Here is a 3,848-nt window from a genome sequence, read left to right as displayed (position 1 = left end):
GAAAAACTAGCTCAAGATAAGAAAAACCACAGAGAGATAAACGGCCATAGAGTAGTTACCATAGACGCCGCCGTTAAAGCAGGCGCGCTATTTTTGATCCCCGAGCCAAAGAGCCCGCACGGCGTAGATGTTAGCCCAGACGGTAGGTATATCGTTATCGGCGGTAAGCTAGATACGCACGCTACGGTTTTTGACTTTAGAAAAATCAAAAATTTAATCGATAAAAAAGAATTTGCCGGCACCGACTCTTACGGCATACCGATTCTTGATTTGCAAAAGACCCTACACGGACAAGTCGAGCTTGGCCTTGGACCTCTACACACGGCATTTGATGCACAAGACGGCGTACTTTATACCTCGCTTTATGTCGATAGCCAGATCGTAAAATGGGACTATAAAAATTTAAAAGTCTTAGATAGGATCAACGTTCACTACAACATCGGACACCTAGACGCGATGGAGGGAAAATCGGCCAAACCTAAGGGCAAATACGTAATCGCTCTTGACAAGCTATCAATCGACCGCTTTAACCCTGTAGGTCCTCTTCACCCGCAAAACCACCAGCTAATCGACATAGCCGGCTCAAAAATGGAGCTTTTATACGATATGCCGATACCTCTTGGCGAGCCTCACGATGTCATATCCATCGAGGCTAGCAAGCTAAAACCGGCTACCACCTACGCCATGGGAACAAACTCTCGCACCGGTAAAGAAAGTCCGTTCGCAACTCTTGCGGGACAAGAAAGAGTCGAGCGTAACGGCAAAAACGTAACCGTCTACGCCACGATGATCAGAAGCCACATCAACCCTGAGCACATCGAGGTAAATAAAGGCGACAACGTAACTATCCACCTAACAAACCTAGAGCGCGCACAGGACGAGACTCACGGCTTTACGGTCGATCTTTACAACATCCACGCCTCTTTAGAGCCGGGTAAAACCGCAACCGTAAATTTCGTAGCGGACGAAGAGGGCGTGTTCCCTTACTACTGCACCGAATTTTGCTCCGCGTTGCACCTTGAGATGATGGGCTATTTGCTAGTTAAAGATCCGAATAAAAAATACGAATCGGCAAAAGCAAATAGGCTAAAAACCCTAAGTCCTGAAGCCCTAAAAGCCGAATACGATAAAGTAATCGCTACTAATAAAGCTACCGACGAAGTTATCCAAAGCGTCGTGGCTTACCTAAAAGAAAAGCATTACGAAAAATATCCTAAGGTAAAAGAGCTAGTTACCGACGCGCTGGATCAATACGGCAAAATCCCAGAGGCTAAAGCAAAAGCCGACGAAGCCTATAAAAAAGGCGACGTAAACGGCGCGATACTTTGGGAGTACCAAGTATGGCAGTATATGGTTAAAACCGCAGACGTCGGCCTAAGAGCTAAAAACAATCTCGCTAAAGAGATCGCTACGCCTATGAGTCCGGCTGCTGCTAAAGGCGAGGAAGCCTATCTAAAAGGCGGCTGCAACGCTTGCCACGTCATCGGTCAGGTTAGCTCGGGCCCGGATCTAACGGGCGTTCTTTTACGCCATGAAAACGGCGAGAAATGGGTTTTTGACTTCATCAAAGATCCGTCTAAATTTTACGGCGACGAGTATATCAAGTCTATGATCGATTACTTTAACCTAAGAATGCCTAATCAGCACATGAGCGATCAAGAGATCAAAGATATCATCGAATACCTAAAATGGATCGACGAAAACGCGGGAATGTAATCCAAATTTGATTCGGGCTTAGCGGTCCGAATCAGTCCGCTAAATTTGAGGCTCGGCGCGCGTAACCCGAGCCTCCTACGTTAAATTTAAAAAGCGTTTTGCGAAAAATTTTTTAAATTTAATAAAGGAGAAACGATGAAGAAGTATCAAATTTACACTATTATCGCGTTAGTCTTGATGACCGTTTGTTTTACGATCCCGGTTCTTGGATGGTTCGGCGCGAAGGCTAAGATCGCCGCGGGCGAGCCGCTTGCCGGGTATTCGTATAAAATTTACGACCTTTACACCTCGTTTCAGTACAAAAATCACTTGATGCCAGACGACGTAAAAGCCAGCCTACAAAAAGCGATCGAGCAAAAAGCCGAGATCGGCACGCCATCTTTTCCTATCTGGTACGTCGCGCTTGAAGCGCCAAACTACCCAAAAGACGCCTTTCCCGACGGTATTCCGGTTTATTTTCACGTTGACGGATACAGCGGCGACGTGCACGAGATGAACACCATAAACCACTACATCGGCATGTATCCGATGGAGCACGGCGGCAACGTCGAGCGCGCGATTGCGCCTTATTATCTGCTCATTTCCACGCTTTGTATGCTAGCCTTTTTATACTACGACGGCAAATTTAACTCCCTGCTCATGGTGCTTCCGACCATCGCTCCGCTGCTTTTTATGGGCGCGTTTGCGGGCTGGCTTTATTGGTACGGACACAATATGCAAGAGTGGGGCGCGTTTAAGATAAAACCGTTTATGCCGACCGTGCTTGGCGACGGCAAGGTCGCGCAGTTTACCACGCACTCGTATCCTAGCATAGGATTTTGGGTGATGATGGCTATGAGCGCGCTTTGTATCCTAGCCGTATTTTCAAAGAAAAAAGAGCTCAAAGACGCGAAATGAAATTTAAGCTTTTGCTCTTTTGCGCGCTAAATTTGACGGCCTTCGCCGGTCCGCTGCAAGACGCTATAAACGCTGCGGAACCTGGCGACACGCTGCGCCTAAACGACGGACTTTACGAGGGAAATATAATCGTCGATAAGCCGCTAACGATAATAGGCAAAGGCGAGAACGCCGTGATACGAGGCGACCGCAAATCAAGCGTGATAAAAGTAACGGCAAAAAACGTAAAGCTCGTAAATTTAAACATCGAGGGCAGCGGCACGAGTCAGATGAACTTAGACGCGGGCATCAGCTGCTCTAAGGGCAATAATATTTTAGTCGAGAAAAACCGCTTTAAAGACGTGCTTTTCGGTATCGAGCTATCAGAATGCAACCAAGCCGTCATCAGAGATAACAACATCACCTCAAAAGAGGGCTTTGACGTGCCTAGACGCGGAGACGCCGTGCGCGCGTGGTATTCGCACGAAAATTTGATCGAGCGAAACTACGTCTATAACAGCCGCGACATCGTGGCGTGGTTTTCTAGCAACAACATAATCCGCAAAAATTTCGGCAAAAACAACCGCTACGCTGTGCATACGATGTACTCTGCGGATAACCTCATCGAGGATAACGAATTTAGTGGCGGAGCGGTGGGGATGTATTTTATGTTTTCAACAAATTCTCTCGTGCGCCGAAACGTGATAATCAACTCAAACGGAGCGTTTGGCGTGGGTATCGCGCTAAAAGACGCCTCGGGATTTAACATCAGAGAAAATACCTTTTTGTATAACTCGCGCGGCATCTACTCCGACCGCTCACCACTAAATCCAGGCACCGTAAATACCCTCGAAAACAATCAAATTTTATATAACGTCATCGGGCTACAAATGCACGCGACACAGGAAAAAAGCGTGTTTAAGGGTAATGATTTTATCGGAAACATGGAAACGGCCATCAACGACACGCCCGGCTCAAAGATCGAGCTAAACGAGTGGAGCGGTAACTACTTCGACGAATACGAAGGCCTGGATCTAAACCGCGACGGCATCGGCGACACGCCCTACTCGCACTTTATTTACGCCGACAAGCTTTGGCAGTATTATCCCACTCTGCGCTTTTTCTACGGCTCCACCGTGATTAGCGGGCTAAATTTTCTAGCTAAACTTGCGCCGTTTTCTGAGCCGCTTAAGCTTTTAGAGGACGACTCTCCTAAAATGCGCCCAAATAACGCCCAAAAGGCAACGCTATGAATA

The 3,848-nt window shown here is 47.3% G+C and carries 3 protein-coding genes; all 3 read left to right on the top strand.

Annotated features, from left to right (window positions below):
- Positions 1–1,716: c-type cytochrome (locus tag Q0314_RS01185; protein ID WP_298055595.1), on the top strand; the 1,716-nt coding region annotated here is incomplete at its 5' end.
- Between the two features lie 135 nt (positions 1,717–1,851).
- Entirely contained in the window at positions 1,852–2,613 is a 762-nt protein-coding gene (locus Q0314_RS01180) for a cytochrome C (RefSeq protein ID WP_298055594.1), read from the top strand.
- Positions 2,610–3,845 carry a nitrous oxide reductase family maturation protein NosD gene (locus Q0314_RS01175; RefSeq protein ID WP_298055591.1) on the top strand — a complete coding sequence of 412 codons (1,236 nt, stop codon included), beginning with the start codon at positions 2,610–2,612 and terminating at the stop codon, positions 3,843–3,845. The genes Q0314_RS01180 and Q0314_RS01175 overlap by 4 nt, the downstream gene beginning before the upstream one ends.
- Positions 3,846–3,848: the final 3 nt, after the last annotated feature.

Source organism: uncultured Campylobacter sp. (assembly GCF_938040115.1).
Taxonomy (GTDB): Bacteria; Campylobacterota; Campylobacteria; order Campylobacterales; family Campylobacteraceae; genus Campylobacter_A.
Note: the sequence above shows the minus strand (reverse complement) of the source record. Positions and strands in the feature narration are given on the sequence as shown.